15 protein-coding genes are annotated in these 15,141 nt (G+C 58.4%); 11 read left to right on the top strand and 4 right to left on the bottom strand.

The window, feature by feature from the left end; genetic code table 11:
- Positions 1-124: 124 nt before the first annotated feature.
- The 4 genes from ACODR9_RS10990 (at position 125) to miaA (ending at position 4,101) form a co-directional block, all read left to right on the top strand.
- The gene (locus ACODR9_RS10990) at positions 125-766 is read left to right on the top strand and encodes a hypothetical protein (RefSeq protein ID WP_488809306.1); all 642 of its coding nucleotides are present in this window, start codon (positions 125-127) and stop codon (positions 764-766) included.
- A gap of 255 nt (positions 767-1,021) precedes the next feature.
- Positions 1,022-1,546, top strand: coding sequence for a thymidine kinase (locus ACODR9_RS10985; protein WP_488809305.1), 525 nt, complete (start codon positions 1,022-1,024; stop codon positions 1,544-1,546).
- Positions 1,547-1,624: 78 nt separating this feature from the next.
- The gene (gene sbcB / locus ACODR9_RS10980; protein ID WP_488809304.1) at positions 1,625-3,052 is read left to right on the top strand and encodes an exodeoxyribonuclease I; all 1,428 of its coding nucleotides are present in this window, start codon (positions 1,625-1,627) and stop codon (positions 3,050-3,052) included.
- A gap of 71 nt (positions 3,053-3,123) precedes the next feature.
- The gene (gene miaA / locus ACODR9_RS10975; protein WP_488809303.1) at positions 3,124-4,101 is read left to right on the top strand and encodes a tRNA (adenosine(37)-N6)-dimethylallyltransferase MiaA; all 978 of its coding nucleotides are present in this window, start codon (positions 3,124-3,126) and stop codon (positions 4,099-4,101) included.
- Positions 4,102-4,165: 64 nt separating this feature from the next.
- Here the strand turns inward: miaA and ACODR9_RS10970 are convergent, their stop codons facing one another.
- Entirely contained in the window at positions 4,166-4,513 is a 348-nt protein-coding gene (locus ACODR9_RS10970) for a RidA family protein (protein ID WP_488809302.1), read from the bottom strand.
- 834 nt (positions 4,514-5,347) lie between these two features.
- Between ACODR9_RS10970 and ACODR9_RS10965 the strand changes: the two genes are divergently transcribed.
- Both ACODR9_RS10965 and ACODR9_RS10960 read left to right on the top strand, forming a co-directional pair.
- A complete protein-coding gene (locus ACODR9_RS10965) occupies positions 5,348-6,988 on the top strand; it encodes an NRAMP family divalent metal transporter (RefSeq protein WP_488809301.1) in 1,641 nt (546 codons plus the stop codon).
- Positions 6,989-7,105: 117 nt separating this feature from the next.
- Positions 7,106-7,810: an MgtC/SapB family protein gene (locus ACODR9_RS10960; RefSeq protein WP_488809300.1), complete on the top strand. Its 705-nt coding sequence runs from the start codon at positions 7,106-7,108 to the stop codon at positions 7,808-7,810.
- 66 nt (positions 7,811-7,876) lie between these two features.
- On the opposite strand, the gene ACODR9_RS10955 is transcribed toward ACODR9_RS10960, so the two are convergent.
- Positions 7,877-9,055 (bottom strand): DesA family fatty acid desaturase, encoded by a 1,179-nt coding sequence (locus ACODR9_RS10955; RefSeq protein WP_488809299.1) that lies wholly within the window; start codon positions 9,053-9,055, stop codon positions 7,877-7,879.
- A gap of 148 nt (positions 9,056-9,203) precedes the next feature.
- On the opposite strand from ACODR9_RS10955, the gene ACODR9_RS10950 reads away from it, so the two are divergent.
- On the top strand, positions 9,204-10,805 hold the full coding sequence (locus ACODR9_RS10950; RefSeq protein ID WP_488809298.1) for a YdgA family protein: 1,602 nt from the start codon (positions 9,204-9,206) through the stop codon (positions 10,803-10,805).
- Positions 10,806-10,898: 93 nt separating this feature from the next.
- Here ACODR9_RS10950 and ACODR9_RS10945 read toward each other — a convergent pair whose 3' ends face one another.
- Positions 10,899-11,099, bottom strand: a complete 201-nt coding sequence (locus ACODR9_RS10945; RefSeq protein ID WP_488809297.1) for a (2Fe-2S)-binding protein — start codon at positions 11,097-11,099, stop codon at positions 10,899-10,901.
- Positions 11,100-11,180: 81 nt separating this feature from the next.
- On the opposite strand from ACODR9_RS10945, the gene ACODR9_RS10940 reads away from it, so the two are divergent.
- The 3 genes from ACODR9_RS10940 to mnmA are packed head-to-tail and all read left to right on the top strand — an operon-like array spanning position 11,181 to position 13,284.
- A complete protein-coding gene (locus tag ACODR9_RS10940; protein ID WP_488809296.1) occupies positions 11,181-11,627 on the top strand; it encodes an NUDIX hydrolase in 447 nt (148 codons plus the stop codon).
- 23 nt (positions 11,628-11,650) lie between these two features.
- The gene (locus tag ACODR9_RS10935) at positions 11,651-12,211 is read left to right on the top strand and encodes a hypothetical protein (protein WP_488809295.1); all 561 of its coding nucleotides are present in this window, start codon (positions 11,651-11,653) and stop codon (positions 12,209-12,211) included.
- Positions 12,208-13,284, top strand: coding sequence for a tRNA 2-thiouridine(34) synthase MnmA (mnmA, locus tag ACODR9_RS10930; RefSeq protein WP_488809294.1), 1,077 nt, complete (start codon positions 12,208-12,210; stop codon positions 13,282-13,284). The genes ACODR9_RS10935 and mnmA overlap by 4 nt, the downstream gene beginning before the upstream one ends.
- Before the next feature lie 55 nt (positions 13,285-13,339).
- On the opposite strand, the gene ACODR9_RS10925 is transcribed toward mnmA, so the two are convergent.
- A complete protein-coding gene (locus ACODR9_RS10925; protein ID WP_488809292.1) occupies positions 13,340-14,140 on the bottom strand; it encodes a helix-turn-helix transcriptional regulator in 801 nt (266 codons plus the stop codon).
- Between the two features lie 155 nt (positions 14,141-14,295).
- On the opposite strand from ACODR9_RS10925, the gene ACODR9_RS10920 reads away from it, so the two are divergent.
- Complete coding sequence (locus ACODR9_RS10920; protein ID WP_488809291.1) at positions 14,296-15,111, top strand: carbon-nitrogen hydrolase family protein; 816 nt, start codon at positions 14,296-14,298, stop codon at positions 15,109-15,111.
- Positions 15,112-15,141 lie beyond the last annotated feature (30 nt).

Genomic DNA, 15,141 nt, shown 5'->3' with positions numbered 1-15,141 from the left:
TTATTCACTGAGACATTTCAATGAATAAGACGCCAAAAAGTCAGAAGTAGACTTTAACAGTGAGCCTATTTTTTCAAAAAGTTGACGTATTAAAAAAATACCATTCTTATGAGAACATAACGAAATGACAGACATACCCATACAACCTCTCATTAACTTTGCTGCGGTGGTTATAAGTCTACTCAGTGCTCTTATCCTCCCGCTATGGAAGTTTGTGCGTATTGACTTCAGGGCAAGCCTGCATTCTGACTACCAATTTGCGAAGCAGCTCATAGAAATAGACTCCCGCTCAGGCCAATCCCATTATGTGCGCAGGCTCGGCTATGCAGCACTGACCGCGGGTGCCGACATCACCAGCAAGGAGGCTGAGTATTTGCTTACGTTTGCGGAAAGCAGCCGGACTTTCACACAGTACGAGCATTGCAAGAAATACCTGGAAATTGTTGATTTTCCTTCTGGCTGCAATATGCAGTACAGGCCACATTGGAGAAGTAAGTTCAAACGCTGTGCAAGTAAAAAGACAGCAGCAGCCTTCTACTTTGTCTTTGCCACCATTGGTATGTGGCCAACCGTGGCACCGCTGACTGGCGTTTCACCAGCATTCACAGGCAACCTGACTTGGCCACAGCGGCTGTCCTGTCTTATCCCGTTCTTTACAATGGCCTTCTGGTGTCTTTCGTTATCTACAAAGCTCAGCGACGCTGAGAAACTGATAGAGCTACAAAATGCGACACCCCGTCAACGAAAGAAAGCGCGCAAGTGTTAAGCACTCCTCATACTGACCGCTTCAACCTAGAGTGGCCCGTTTTTTGGACACATGGAGTGAATCGGATAGCCGACGAACTTGTGCTCTGCAAGCCGTGACTAGTTCTCTGCTTGTGTAATTTCTCCCTGTACATGAAGAAAGTTTGTATTCCAATGTATGTATTGAAAAGACATGATTCGCCCAGAGAGCATTGTAAAAACTGGCTACTATCAGAATTTTGATAAAAAGTTGTATAATTAGGGATTAAGAGCCTCTATGAACAGCGGCAAGAGCACCCAGTTGCTGCAGATCGCCAACAACTACGAAACCATGGGCAAGCAGGTGGCACTGTATACCGCCGCTATCGACGACCGCTTTGGCGTGGGCATGATTTCCTCCCGGCTGGGCATCCAGCGTCAGGCGCACACCTTTGCCGGCGATACCGACTTCCTGTCACTGGATTGGGCCGGCATCAGCTGCATCCTGCTGGACGAAGCCCAGTTCCTGACGCCAGAACAGGTATGCCAACTGCACCGGCTGGCCCACACCCGCAATATCCCGGTCATCTGCTTTGGCCTGCGGGTGGACTTTCAGGGCCATCCCTTTCCCGGTTCCACCTGGCTGCTGACCCGCGCCGAAGAGATTGAAGAAATCAAGACCATCTGCGCCTGCGGCAAGAAAGCCACCATGCACATCCGCATCAATGCCGATGGCAGCCGGGTGATAGCAGGCCCGCAGGTGGAGATTGGCGGCGAGGCGCGTTACCGTGCCGTGTGCGGCCGCTGTTTCCACCAGAGCTGACCTGCCAGACCTTGCGCCGCCCGGCAGCCTTGCCGCAGACTGCCAGCCTCTGCCTCGTTCCACCGGGACAATACCGCCATGCATACCTTTTTCTGGCACGACTATGAAACCTTCGGTGCCGTGCCACGGCAGGACCGCCCCTCGCAATTTGCCGGGGTGCGCACCGATGCCGAGCTGAACGAAATCGGCGAGCCGCTGATGATTTACTGCCAGCCCGCCCCCGACTACCTGCCCGCGCCGGAGGCCTGCCTGCTCACCGGCATTACCCCGCAGCACTGCCTGCAACAAGGTGTGGCCGAGCATGAATTCGCCGCCGTGATCGAACGCGAACTGGCGGCTCCCGGCACCATCGGCGTGGGCTATAACTCGTTGCGCTTTGACGATGAAGTCAGCCGCGTTTTGTTCTGGCGCAACCTGATCGACCCCTATGCCCGCGAATGGCAAAACCAGTGTGGCCGCTGGGACATTCTGGACTTGGTCCGCGCCACTTATGCGCTGCGTCCGGAAGGCATTGAATGGCCACAGCACGAAGATGGCCGCCCCAGTTTCAAGCTGGAACACCTGTCTGCCGCCAACGGCCTGTTGCACGAAGCCGCTCATGACGCGCTGTCCGATGTGCGCGCCACCATCGCACTGGCGCGGCTGATCAAGCAAAAGCAGCCCAAACTGTTCGACTATTACCTCAGCCTGCGCAAGAAAGACGCGGTGAAGGCACAGCTGAACCTGCACAAACCGCAGCCGCTGTTGCACATCTCCGGCATGTATGGCGCCGAGCGCGGCAATCTGGCGATTGTCTGGCCGCTGGCCCAGCACCCCACCAATGGCAATGAAGTTATCGTGTGGGACCTGGCCTTCGACCCGGCCATGCTGCGCGGCCTGAGCGCGGATGACATCCGCCAGCGCATCTACACCCGTAGCGAAGACCTGCCCGAAGGCGTCACCCGGCTGCCGCTCAAGACCATCCACATCAACAAATCGCCGTTTGTCGTGGCCAACCTCAAGGTACTGAGCGCGGACCGGGCCGCCCACTGGGGCGTAGACATGGCTCAGATTCAGCAACATGCCGCCAACGCCGCCGCCCTGCCCGACCTCATCCACACCTGGCGGCAGGTTTATCGCCGCGAAGCGGGCGAGCCGCGCGATGTGGATGAAAACCTGTACGGCGGCTTTGTCAGCAATAACGACCGCAAGGTACTGAACAAGCTGCGGTTGAAATCTGCCGCCCAACTGACCGGCGAAATGGCCTTTTTTGAAGATGCCCAACTGGGTGAATTGCTGTTTCGCTACCGCGCGCGCAACTTCCCCACCAGCCTGTCTGGCGAGGAAAACCAGCGCTGGCGCGACTGGTGCCAGCACAAGCTGCAGGACGGCGTGGGCGGACGCAGCCTGGCGCAATTCCAGCAGGAAATGGCAGCCGTGCGCGAACGCGAGCTGACACCCGCCCAGCAAGCCATCCTGCAACAGCTGGACAGCTACGCCGCCAGCCTGCTGGCGCAACACCCGTAAAAGCAGGTTCCGGGGCGGATACAGCTGTGCGACAATCCCGCCCCAGACCCAGCCAGTACAAAGACCACACCATGTCACACACACCCGACGCCATCCTGTTGATGGGCCCCACCGCTTCCGGCAAAACCGGCCTGGCGCTGACGCTGGCCCGCCATTTTCCGGTGGAAATCATCAGCGTGGATTCGGCCCTGGTGTATCGCGGCATGGATATCGGCAGCGCCAAACCCACGCCTGATGAAATGGCCGCCTGTCCGCACCACCTGATTGACATCATCAGCCCGCTGGAGACGTATTCCGCCGCCCAGTTTCATGCCGATGCCAACCGCTTGATCACGGAAATCCGCACGCGCGGCAATATGCCGCTGCTGGTGGGCGGCACCATGCTGTACTACAAGGCGCTGCTGGAAGGCTTGTCCGACCTGCCACAAGCCGACCCGGCACTGCGCGCCGAACTGGACGCCGAAGCCAGCCGTATCGGCTGGCCCGCCATGCACGCCAGACTGGCGGTGCTGGACCCGGACACCGCTGCCCGTCTCAATCCCAATGACGCGCAGCGCATTCACCGCGCGCTGGAAATCTGCCTGCTCAGCGGCCAGACCATGTCCAGCCTGATTGCCCGGGGCAAGGCAGCCGCCGCCGACTTTAACTGCCTGCCGCTGGCACTGGTGCCGGAAGAGCGCAGCTGGCTGCACCAGCGTATTGCCCAGCGCTTTGATCTGATGCTGCAGCAGGATTTTCTGGGCGAGGTTCGCCGTCTGCGTCAGGAATACCCGACGCTCACACCTGATTTACCATCCATGCGCTGCGTGGGTTATCGCCAGGCCTGGGACTATCTGGACGGGCTATGCAGCGAGGCAGAATTCATCGAACGCGGCGTGGCCGCCACCCGCCAGTTGTGCAAGCGCCAGCTGACCTGGATGCGTAGCCTGCCGGTGCTGCCGGTCAGCGCGCAGCGCGCCGATCTGACCGACAGCGTGCTGCAAGCCTGTAGCGATTTCATCGCTGGCAAGCCGGTGGCGGACACGCTGCGCTACATGGGCAGTTTCTGAGCACAAGGCTCACACAAGAAAAAACCCGCCGTAGCGGGTTTTCTCTTCTCTAGCCAGTGATGGCTCAGCTGGCAGCCACCAGCTTGATTTCCACCTTCCATGCCGGGTTGGCCAGTTTGGCCTCCACGGTGGCGCGGGCCGGTACATTGCCAGCAGGCACCCAGGCATCCCAGGCGGCGTTCATGGCGTCGTAGTCGGCCAGGCTGGCCAGGAAAATGGTGACATCCAGAATCTTGCTCTTGTCCGAACCCAATTCCGCCAGCAGGGTGTCGATCTGGCCCAGCACATTGGCGGTTTGCGCCTGCGCGTCGGCATCGGTGTTTTCCGGCACCTGACCGGCCAGGAAAATCATGCCGTTGCATACGGCGGCTTCGGCCAGACGGGCGCCCTGCTTGTGACGATAGATGCTCATGCTGCTTCCTTTGCTGCAAGGTGGGAAAGCGCAGATTCTACCGCTAAAGCGGGTAGGGCACAGTGCTTATCCCGAGGCTGAACACGACGCGCAAACTTGGCCAAACCAGGCCGGGCGGTCGCAAAAAATGGCAAATCCGGCTGTTTCTGCAGGCGTGAGGAACTTTTTTGCTGCAATCGCAAAAAAAGCCGGCAGACGTGATTGACACCGGCAAAGACGGAAGACTAGAATCCGCGCATCTCAATTTCGGGCTTACTGTCTTGGACTGCTCCAGTCATCAACAACACTGTGATTTGCTGATCCACTAAGACCCGCGTCGTTTTCCTGCGCCGCCGTCTTGAGTGATCAAGCCGGGCGCGGGCCTCATCATTACCCTGCCCCCCATTCCAGTTGCTTCTGCATTGCTCCACCGCCTGCCATGGTCTCATGCCATGCCAGCAAGGTCGGTCGTGCATAAGCCTTGCGTTGCTGATTACGTGGCAAGCCAACGGCCAAGCCGTTTGCAAAAGGAAAAAGCCATGGACCCCTACCCCAGTAGCGCGGTCGCTCAGAGCATCAAGATGGCGAGCAGTATGATGAGGATGGCCTATCGGCATTGATATTCCTTCCCCACGCTCCCTCCCCCTCTGTGTGACCTCCCCCGCAGCACTGGCCCTTGCGGCCTGATTAAAAGTTTTGTTGCACCGACCTCGCCACGACAAACCAGCAGGATGCCTGGATATCTCGCGTTTCATGCCCGTAATGAGACCAGACATCCATACCCCCTGAAAGGCAGACCCGAGCCGTCGGACCGTGCAGCAATCCCTTTGCAGTAATCGTTTCAGGGAGTAACACATGTCCAAACAAGATAACCGCACCGCCGTGCTGGATAGCGCCCACATCGGTGATATCCGTGGCGCGCTGGGTACCATCCGCCACAACGATACCGATGCCCGCCACGGCTGGATGGCCAAATTCAAAACCCTGCTGGCCATTCTCGGCCCCGGCCTCATCGTGATGGTGGGGGATAACGACGCCGGTGCCTTCAGCACCTATGCCCAAGCCGGACAAAACTACGGCACCTCGCTGCTGTGGACGCTGGCGCTGCTGATTCCGGTCCTGTACGTGAATCAGGAAATGGTGCTGCGTCTGGGCGCGGTGACTGGCGTGGGCCATGCCCGGCTGATTCTGGAGCGCTTTGGCAAATTCTGGGGTGCCTTCAGCGCCATCGACCTGTTTTTGCTCAATGCGCTGACCATCGTCACCGAATTCATCGGCATCAGCCTGGGGATGGATTTTCTGGGCGTACCCAAAATCATCGGCGTGGGCCTGGCTGCGGTATTCATCATGCTGTCGGCCAGCACCGGCGACTTCCGCCGCTTCGAGCGCTTTTCGCTGATTCTGGTGGCTGGCAGCCTGCTGCTGGTGCCTATTCTGGTGATGGTGCACCCGCCGATGACCCAGGTGGCGCATGATTTCCTGGTGCCGCAAATGCCGGCTGGCGGTAAGCTGGCCGACGTGATGCTGCTGATCATCGGTATTGTCGGCACCACCGTGGCACCGTGGCAGCTGTTCTTCCAGCAAAGCTATCTGATCGACAAACGCATTACCCCGCGTTTCATCTCCTACGAACGTGCTGATTTGTGGCTGGGCATTGCGCTGGTGGTGATTGGCGCGGTGGCGATGATTGCCTTTACCGCCAAGGTGTTCATGGGTCATCCGGAATTCGGCAACTTCCAGGATGCCGGCGCGGTAGCCCATGGCCTGGCCAAATACTATGGCCGCCTGCCCGGCACGCTGTTTGCCATTGCCCTGATTGACGCCAGCATCATCGGTGCCATGGCGGTATCACTGTCCACCGCCTATGCGCTGGGCGATGTACTGAGCCTGAAACACTCGCTGCACCGCAAACCGGGCGACGCCAAGGGCTTTTATGCCATGTATTGCGGCCTGATCGTGCTGGCGGCCGCGCTGGTATTGATTCCGGGCGTGCCGCTGGGCCTGCTGACCAATGCAGTGCAAACCCTGGCCGGCGTACTGCTGCCCAGCGCCACCGTCTTCCTGCTATTGCTGTGCAATGACAAAGACGTACTAGGCCCGTGGGTGAATGGTCGCTTCTTCAATGTGCTGTCGGCCATCATCGTGGCGGTACTGGTGCTGTTGTCCATCATCCTGACTGCCGCCGTGGTGTTCCCCGACATGTCGGGCGAAACCATCAGCAATATCCTGATTGGTGGCAGCGTGATCGGCCTGATCATCGCCATCGTGGTGAACGTGCTGCATGCCCGCGAAGAAATGGAAAAGGGCCAGCTGCCGCATCACAAGGCGCGCAAAGTGGACTTGCATCACATGCATACCTGGCGCATGCCGGCTCTGGACCAGCTGCCCCCGCTGGTGCTGTCTCAGCGTAATAAGCTGTGGATGGCCGTGCTGCGCGGCTATCTGGTGGTGGCCATGGGCATGGTGATCTACAAGGTGGTGGCCTCCATGCTGTAACACCTGGGCAGGACGCCACGGTCCAGCCATCTCGTATGACAGCTGGCGGTTTCGTCAGATTGCAATCGCCAGCTGTTATACATACGCCTGCGCCAGACCATAACAACAGGAGGCTGCATGCACTTCGATTTTTCTGTCTTTACCCATTCCTTCATCGCACTGGTAACCGCTTTTCTGCTGGGCTCGGCCATCGGTTACGAGCGCCAGGTGCGCCAGCGTACTGCCGGCCTGCGCACCAATGCCCTGGTTGCCGTGGGCGCGGCCGCCTTTGTCGATCTGGCGGTACGCTTGGGCGGCAATGAAGGTGCCACCCATGTGGTGGCCTATGTGGTATCCGGCGTCGGTTTTCTGGGTGCCGGCACCATCATGAAGGAAGGCCTGAATGTACGCGGGCTGAATACTGCCGCCACCTTGTGGGGTTCGGCCGCTGCCGGTGCCTGCGCCGGAGCAGGCTTGCTGGATGCAGCCTTGCTGGATGCCATCTTCGTGCTGGCCGCCAACACCCTGCTGCGCCCGGTAGTGAACTCGATCAACCGTACACCGCTGGATGATGAGCACAGCGAAGTCACCTACCAGCTATGCGTGATCAGCGACGAAGAACAGCAAAAGCTGGCTTTTTCCATGATTGATGCGCTGCTGGAGCAGGCGCAATACCCGCTGGGCGACGTGAATATCGAGCCGTTTGGTGATGACGACGTGGAAATCACCGCTACCTTGCTGTCGACATCTGCCGATTCCGTGGTACTGGAACGCATTGCCGCCCAACTGACTGCCATGCCTTACATCAAGCAGGCGTACTGGAACCAGAGCATTACCGAATAGTCATTAGGCACCGCTCCATAAAAAAACCGCCGGTCAACCCGGCGGTTTTTCTCTGGCATGACTGACTCAGGCCACGGCGGTCATGCGCAGATTGAAAGCAAAACGCTCCAGCGCAGCAATGCCGGATTGCTCGGCCCGTGCGCACCAGTCCTGCAATTCGTGCAGCAGCTGCTCCCGCGTCAGCGAAGAGCGCTCCCACAAGCGGCACAACTCCTGACGCATGGTATACACCGTTGTCAGCGTAGGGCTGTGCTGCAACAACAGCTCCAGTTGCGCCTTGTCACACTCCGGCGTGTCTTTGGCATCCTGCTTCAGCCAGATCTTCATCTTGCGGGCCAGATCGTCCATATCGGGCAGGCTGACCTGTTCCAGCTCTTTGCGATACACCTCTTTCAACTCGCGGGCATAACGTGCGGCGATGGCGTAGCGATTGGAGATAATGGCCTGCAGGTGCTCCAGGTCCAGCTGCGGGCGGCTGGCATCCCGTGCCAAACGCGGGGCCACGCGGCGTACCTTGGCCAGATGGCAGATTTCCAGCATGCGGATGTACATCCAGCCAATATCAAACTCGTACCATTTGTACGACAGCTTGGCCGAGGTGCCGAAGGTGTGATGGTTGTTGTGCAGCTCTTCACCACCCACGATGATGCCCCAGGGAAAGATATTGGTAGAGGCATCTTCGTTTTCGAAATTGCGATAACCCCACCAGTGGCCCAGGCCATTGATTACCCCGGCGGCCCAAAACGGAATCCAAATCATCTGCACTGCCCAGATCGACAGCCCCGCCGGGCCAAACAGCAGCAAGTCGATGGCCAGCATCAGGATGATGCCCTTGCCATAGTGTGGCGTGTACAGCTTGTGCTCGATCCAGTCATCCGGCGTGCCGTGGCCAAACTTGTCCATGATGGACTGATCCTTGCAGGCGGCGCGGTAAAGCTCCACCCCTTCCCACAGCACTTTCTTGATACCGAGAATCTGCGGGCTGTGCGGGTCTTCGGGGGTTTCGCACTTGGCGTGATGCTTGCGGTGGATGGCAGCCCACTGCTTGGTGACCATGCCGGTGGTCAGCCACAGCCAGAAACGGAAGAAATGGCTGGGCAGCGGATGCAGGTCCAGCGCACGATGCGCCTGATGGCGGTGCAGAAAAATAGTGACCGAGGCAATGGTGATGTGCGTCAGAATCAGTGCCGCGACGATGTATCCCCACCACGGGATATCCAGCAAACCGTTAAGCCAATAATGCATGTGTACGGACAACCTTGAGCGAAATTTTGGGCAATCCTCCATTTTAACCAATTGATCCGGCAGTGTCAGACTGTTTTCTACGGTTCGACTTGTGGCGCGCATGGTGTACCATAGGGCCTCAATCCACACACCCTTCAGAAAAACGCTTGTGTTGCCAAAACGACGTCTGATTATTGCGGGAGCCACTCTGGGTGGCCTGTTGGTGTTCAACGGTGCGGCGGCCTTCTGGGCCGGCATGAAAGCCGAGGACACGCTGGAAGAACAGCACAAGATGCTAGCCAGCCTGCCGCTGTTCAAGGTGAAGTCCCACAGCTACGACCGTGGCTGGTTCTCCTCTACCGAGACCACCGAACTGGAATTCAATCGCCGCCTGTCCGGGCCGTATGAAAACATGCTGCCGGACAACTTCAAGCTGCTGCTGAACTCCACCATCAAGTTTACCCACCACATCAAGCATGGCCCCTTCCCTGGCCTGTCCAGCCTGGACTTCCGTCCTGCGCGCGCGCTGGTTACCACGGAATTTGCCATGAGTGATGCCACCCGCAAGACACTCAAAACCTTCTTTGGCGACAAGGACCCGATCACCGTCACCAACCGGCTGGGCTTTGGCGGCGGCGGCGAGCTAAACGTCAACGTGCCCTCCTTCGATTACGAAGAGGCCCTGTCCGGCGTGAAGATGAAATGGAAAGGCTTCGACCTGAAGCTGGACTACGCTTCCGGCTATAAGGAATACAAGACCGAGGCCAACTCGCCGGGCTTCCTGCTGGAAGCCTCCAGCAAGGGCAGCCTGGCCTTTGACGGCGTGCGCTACGTATCCGACATCCGCCCGGGCACAACGGGCATCAAGCTGGGCACCAGCGAGCTGACCGTAGGCAATGTGCAGCTCAACTGGAAGGACAGCGTTCCTTACAGTATCAAGCTGAACGAACTGGTTTACCTGATGACGCGCATGCGCGTGGGCGAATTCATCAACCCGTCCGGCGAATTCAAGCCCTCGGCAGTATCGCTGAAGAACTTCCGCTACCAGATTGTCAGCAGCGAACAGGATGAATTCATCAATACACGTGGCAAGCTGGATTTTGCCGAATTCAATTACAACGACCAACATTACGGCCCGATGCGGCTGGATGTGTCGGCTAACCACCTGCACGGCCCCACCCTGCTGAAGCTGGATCAGGCTATCAGCCAGATTCCATTTGAAGGCGTGGACCCGGCGGTATTGCGCAAGCAATATATCGACACCATCAAGCGCACCGGTATTCCGCTGCTCACCAACAACCCCAAGCTGGTGATCAACGACTTCTACCTGAAGATGCCCAGCGGCGAAACCACGCTGCAAGGCAGCCTGGGGCTCAACGGCTTGCAGGAAGCCGACCTGAACAACTCCAGCGCCTTCCTCAAGCGCTTTGAAGTGGAAGCAAAGCTAAGCTTGCCACGCAAAACACTGGAAAACCTGGTGGTGGCGCAGGCACGCACCCTGTTCATGGTGGACCAAAGCGCAGAAGTACAGCCCAATATGAGCGAAGTGGAAGATCTGGCGCGCAATCTGCTGGACAGCCAACTGACGCAGTGGCGGGATGAAAAGTACATCAACGAAGACAAAGGGCAGATTTCCACCCAGCTCAACTACAAAAACGGCAACCTGGCCATCAACAGCAAAAAGGTTGGCCTGCCGTGGGAAGAGCAGGAAGATCCGGCCCCGACCGCCTCGGCCCCTGCTGCCAAGGTGCAGGCCAGTGCCGGCAAGTAGGCAGCTCGCAGATACGACAAAGGGGGCCTTGGCCCCCTTTTTCTTTTCACCGCTTCTATGTACCGGACAAGTGCCACATTGCTGGCAGCTTGCTCAGGCGGCAGCGCGCCCCGGATGACACGCTTCCATCTGCTGCAGTGTTTCCTTGCGCAGCTGGTTGGCACAACAAGCACACTTGCCGCATTCAGATGCCACGCCCAGTTCCGCCCGCAAGTCACACATGCGCGTGGCACCGCCTTCCACCGCCTGACGGATCTGGCTGTCGGTTACCGCATTGCACAGGCAAACATACATGGCTAAAACCCTGAATGAGAATAATTCTCTATATAGTATTTTCAAATAATAACGATTGTCAATTACATTAAGGACTGGCAAATGCAATGGAAGCCAAATACCACAGTGGCCACTATCGTGGAGCAGGATGGCCGCTATCTGATGGTGGAAGAAGAAACCGAGCAAGGCTTGCGCTTTAACCAGCCTGCCGGTCATCTGGAATACGGCGAAACCCTGTTTGCTGCCGCCATCCGCGAAACCCGCGAGGAAACCGGCTGGGAGGTGGAATTACAACACCTGGTGGGCATCTATATGGTGGACAAACCGGGCAGTGACATTACCTGGCTGCGTTTTGCCTTTGCCGCCCGCGCCGTGCGCCATCATCCGGCAGAAAAACTGGATACAGGCATTGTCAGCGCACACTGGCTTACTTACGATGAGATCGCCGCCCGCCTGTCGCAACACCGCAGCCCGGTTGTCATGCAATGTCTGGATGACTACCGGCTGGGACAACGCTTTGCACTGGACCTGATTCACCATCAACCCTGAAGCTGGCGGCAAGGGAGGAAACCTTGCACCACCTTCTGCGCATGCTGTGTCGCCATTGCAGATGGCCGTTGCTATTGCTTGCCAGCGGAGCGCTGCATGCGGACCCCTTGCAGCTCTGTTATGATTACGGCTGCGCCAAACAGCTGGAAGTGGAAGTCTCCGAAGAGGCCCGCGACTGGCTGGCCCGGCTGTTTGACCATCCGCAGGATGCCAGCACCGAGCGCAGCCAGATCCAGCGTGCCGTCCAGGCCCTGTACTGGCTGTCGGCACAAGACAGCCCACTGTGGCATGACAAGGGCGGCGACCGCTTCGACAACGATGCCGATGGCCGCATGGACTGCATCGACCACAGCCACAACGATGCGGCTTTTTTGCAGTTTCTGGCCACACAAGGCTGGCTGCATTTCCACCGGGTGGACCCCATCGTGCGGCGCACCCGCTGGCTGGTGACCCAACACTTTGCCAGCCATATCACCGAGCAGGACACCGGCCAGGAATGGGTGGTGGACAGCTGGTTCAATTCATTCGGGGAACCACCCGTGGTGGTGCCCCTGGCTCTCTGGAAAGAAGGATTTTCCCCGTGACGGGTAAGAAACGTATTGTCGTCGGCATGTCCGGCGGTGTGGATTCGTCGGTAACCGCCTGGCTGCTGAAGCAACAGGGCCATGAAGTGATCGGCGTGTTCATGCAGAACTGGGAAGACGACAACGACGACGAATACTGCTCCATCAAGCAGGATGCACTGGATGCCATGAGTGTGGCCGACATCGTCGGCATCGACATGGAAATCGTCAACTTTGCCAAGGAATACAAGGACCGCGTGTTCTCGTACTTCCTCAAGGAATACTCGGCTGGCCGTACCCCCAACCCGGACGTGCTGTGCAATGCCGAAATCAAGTTCAAGGCCTTTCTGGACTACGCGCTGGAACTGGGTGCCGACTGCATCGCCACCGGTCACTACGCACGCAAGATGGAAAAGGACGGCCTGCATTACCTGATGAAAGCGGTGGACCACACCAAGGACCAAAGCTACTTCCTGTACCGTTTGCAGCAACACCAGCTGGCCAAGTCCATCTTTCCGCTGGGCGACATCCGCAAGACCGAAGTACGCAAACTGGCCGAAGAAGCCGGGCTGCCCACGGCTGCCAAAAAAGACTCCACCGGCATCTGTTTTATCGGCGAACGTCCGTTCCGCGAGTTTCTGCAACGCTATCTGCCCACCCAACCGGGTCAGATGATATTGCCGGATGGCAAGGTAGTGGGCGAGCACATGGGCCTGATGTATTACACGCTGGGCCAGCGCAAGGGGCTGACCATTGGCGGCAGCAAGGATGGCAATGGCGAACCATGGTTTGTTGCCGGCAAGGACATTCCGGGCAACAAGCTGATTGTGGTGCAGGGGCACGATCATCCGCTGCTGCTCAAGCCCACGCTGGCGATGAGCGATTTGTCCTGGACGCTGAACGGCGCGCCAGCCGCTGGCGAATACGCCGCCAAAAACCGCTACCGCATGGCTGATGCTGCCTGCTCACTGTCGCCAGTGGTAGATGGCCAGGCCACCCTCACCTTCCGCGAAAAACAGTGGGCGGTGACCCCCGGTCAGTCTGCCGTGCTGTATGACGGCGATATCTGCCTGGGTGGCGGCATCATCCAGTAAGCAAGCGTGTAATCCATCACACCATTGCCAAAGGCCTGCAATATGCGGGCCTTTTTTATGCCCGGCTGGCGCGCAGAAACACCGAAAACAGCTCGGATTGCGAATTGATACCCAGCTTGCTGTACAGATGTTTCTTGTGCACACGCACGGTTTCCACTGATATCTGCAAGCGCTGGGCTATCGCCTTGCTGGAATGACCGCCCAACATCAGCTGCGCCACCTCGTTCTCGCGCAGCGTCAGGCCCTGCCCTTCCAGCCCAACCGGGGCAACTGGCGGGGCTGCCACCGTGGGCTTGCTGGCCGCCAGTTGCTCGAAATGCAAACGCTGGCGCATCAGGGCCTGCACCCAGGGCTGCAACAGGCTCAGGGTGGCCATCTGCTCTGGCGAGAAACGCTGTCCGGCCCCCAGCGACAGACACAGGGTGCTGCCATCCTCACACGGCAGATTAAACTGCACCTCATCCTCGACAATATTCAGGCGGAAATAACGCTGGTAGTAGTCGGTAAAGGGGAAACGGTCCGGCGCTACCTCGTCCAGCCGCAGCAGCCCGGCATGACGGTACTCCAGGCTGGCGACATAAAACGGGTCCAACTGGTACAGGCCTTGCAGGTAATCCTGAAACAGCGTATCCACCCCGCCATCGGCCATGGCCGGTTCGGCCAATACCTGCGGTGGCGCTTCGGGGAAAAACAGCAGCACCACCCAGCTGTCAAACGCCACATAATCGGCCAGCACACCCAGCAAGGCTGGCCAGAATACCGGTTTATCCAGCTGATCAATCAAGCGCCCCACCGTGCGGTGCCAGGCGATATCCTGTATTTCCAAGGCCACGACTACCCCAATCTGGTTACTCATTTGATGTAATTTTCATACTTGAACCAGGGACCGATACTGAGCCCTGCGCTGACAGCCTATCAAGCTAGCACGCTTAGCCACTTGCCAACAGCAGTTCGCTCAGGATGAAACCGCTGTTGCGCTGTAGTGTGACAACAGTCCACCAAGGAGACAGCATGATTGTAGAACTGGCCCAACTGCCTGGTGTTGATGGCGACATCCCGGCCAACACCGCCAGCGCCCTGCAGGCCATCGCTCGCTGCAGCCCGGATACCCGTCTGCTGGTATTTCCGGAAACTTATCTGAGCGGCTTTCCCACCGCTGACAACATCGCCGCACTGGCACAGCCCATAGCCGGCCCGGCCATCAGCACCATCCAGCAAGCAGCACGTGACAGGAACATCAGCATCGCCATCGGCTTTGCCGAAGCGCATGAAGGCCGCTTTTACAACACCACGGCTCTGATTACCCCGCAAGGCGTAGCCATGGCCTACCGCAAAACGCATCTGTGGGCATCGGACCACGGCATTTTCACCCCTGGTGATGAACTGGTGAGCTGCGAATGGGAAGGCCTGCGCGTGGGCATCCTGATTTGTTACGACATCGAGTTTCCGGAAACCGCCCGCGCCCTGGCGCAGCAAGAGGTAGACCTGCTGATTGTCACCAACGGCAATATGGACCCGTACGGTCCGGTGCACCGCACGGCGATTACCGCTCGCGCCATGGAAAACCAGCTGTTTGCGGTGATGACCAATCGCTGCGGCAGTGGTGACGGCCTGCAATTTGCCGGGGAAAGCGCGGTGATCAACCCCTTTGGCCAAGTGGTGGCCAACTGTGGCCGCGACCCGCAACAACTGCGCGTGGCACTGGATCTGAACCAACTTGAGGCCAGCCGCCGCGACTACCGCTACCTGCACGACCGGCGCATTGCCCTGGCAGGTGAAGTCATCAACGGAGAAAACGGCCTGCGCAGCTTCCGCATCAAACACTAGGCAACGGGACGTGCCATCCCCCTGGGAAGC

This window comes from Aquitalea sp. FG25 (assembly GCF_057809375.1).
This window is presented reverse-complemented; position numbering and strand designations above follow the sequence as displayed.

Coding starts and splice junctions, on each gene's coding strand:
- ACODR9_RS10990 (WP_488809306.1), top strand. CDS start 125: ATGACAGACATACCCATACAACCTCTCATTAACTTTGCTGCGGTGGTT.
- ACODR9_RS10985 (WP_488809305.1), top strand. CDS start 1,022: ATGAACAGCGGCAAGAGCACCCAGTTGCTGCAGATCGCCAACAACTAC.
- sbcB (WP_488809304.1), top strand. CDS start 1,625: ATGCATACCTTTTTCTGGCACGACTATGAAACCTTCGGTGCCGTGCCA.
- miaA (WP_488809303.1), top strand. CDS start 3,124: ATGTCACACACACCCGACGCCATCCTGTTGATGGGCCCCACCGCTTCC.
- ACODR9_RS10970 (WP_488809302.1), bottom strand. CDS start 4,513: ATGAGCATCTATCGTCACAAGCAGGGCGCCCGTCTGGCCGAAGCCGCC.
- ACODR9_RS10965 (WP_488809301.1), top strand. CDS start 5,348: ATGTCCAAACAAGATAACCGCACCGCCGTGCTGGATAGCGCCCACATC.
- ACODR9_RS10960 (WP_488809300.1), top strand. CDS start 7,106: ATGCACTTCGATTTTTCTGTCTTTACCCATTCCTTCATCGCACTGGTA.
- ACODR9_RS10955 (WP_488809299.1), bottom strand. CDS start 9,055: ATGCATTATTGGCTTAACGGTTTGCTGGATATCCCGTGGTGGGGATAC.
- ACODR9_RS10945 (WP_488809297.1), bottom strand. CDS start 11,099: ATGTATGTTTGCCTGTGCAATGCGGTAACCGACAGCCAGATCCGTCAG.
- ACODR9_RS10940 (WP_488809296.1), top strand. CDS start 11,181: ATGCAATGGAAGCCAAATACCACAGTGGCCACTATCGTGGAGCAGGAT.
- ACODR9_RS10925 (WP_488809292.1), bottom strand. CDS start 14,140: ATGAGTAACCAGATTGGGGTAGTCGTGGCCTTGGAAATACAGGATATC.
- ACODR9_RS10920 (WP_488809291.1), top strand. CDS start 14,296: ATGATTGTAGAACTGGCCCAACTGCCTGGTGTTGATGGCGACATCCCG.